Annotated in this window: 1 protein-coding gene; it reads right to left on the bottom strand. The window is 39.1% G+C overall.

Features of this window, described 5'->3' with window-relative positions; all coding sequences use genetic code 11:
• Nucleotides 1-1084: hypothetical protein (locus FTV32_RS17215; protein WP_180029171.1), on the bottom strand; the 1084-nt coding region annotated here is incomplete at both ends.

Genomic DNA, 1084 nt, shown 5'->3' with positions numbered 1-1084 from the left:
TTCAAGTGAGAATGTCCGATTGAGCTTTTGTCGAGTGTCGTAATTCAGATGACAGCCTGATTTTTTCATATAATCAATAATGCGCTCATCATTGCGTATCATCTTGTTTACAATATCAATTTCATCTCTACTCAGCCCATTTTCATAGTGTTGATAGTGTCCTAGTTCTTGAAATTTGGTTTCGATGTAGTAAGCGACTTGCTCAATATTTCGATTCTTAAATGCTTCATGCTGACGTTCTGACCAAACAGCAATACGCTCCGCAGTCGGTGAGCGATAACCATTGTTTTTGAAATATCGAGTTAAATCAGTACAGGGCTTTGGCTTAATCACAACATTACTGAGTTGTCGTGCAATTAAATCAATGTGTTTAGTTGTTCGATCAAGTTGTTGACTGAAAGTTCTAGCTTCTGAAGCTTGTTGTTTAACTCGCTGACGTTGATTTCGTTGTCTGTTGCTGTATTCAATGATGATGCTGTCGAAAGTGCTTTCGTTAATTGCGATTGTGTGAGCTGTATATCGTCCAGAATTGGTTTTAGTTCTTGATTGATCTTGCTCTGCACTAATTTTTCGATGTTCGAGTTGTCCAGTACAGTAAGCAATTTCTCTTGCAAATGTTTTTGCGCTTGCATTGCGAATGTCTGTAAAGACTGCGACATATCTAGCTTTGGTACTTGGTTCATTTGCTGAATTAGTGCTGTGTTGCGCTGTTCTAAGTGCTCGATGTACTTCTTCTGCTCGTTGATACAAGTCTGCTGTAGCTCGTTCTGTTTCTGTAGCAAACTGACTTGCTGACTGATTAACTGCTTTAATTCGCTCATTTACTTCACCCATGAAATTATGATCAGGATTAGCAGTAATGCTGTACATGATACTGACAAAATTAGACTGATTTTCTGCTGTTGTTGCTGTGTCTGCTGTTGAGCTAAGCTCTGAATATTCAAACTTTCGGCTTGTTTCACTAAACTTTGTACCTGATTCAATAGCTCGGTTGATCTGTGCGTCAGCTTCTGCACTGATTCCTTTTGCTCTTGTGCGTTGTTGATCAAGTTCTGACAGCTCTGCTGTATTTCGTTGTCTATAA

Origin of the sequence: Acinetobacter sp. YH16032, assembly GCF_013417345.1 — a bacterium.
Classification (GTDB): domain Bacteria; phylum Pseudomonadota; class Gammaproteobacteria; order Pseudomonadales; family Moraxellaceae; genus Acinetobacter.
This window is presented reverse-complemented; position numbering and strand designations above follow the sequence as displayed.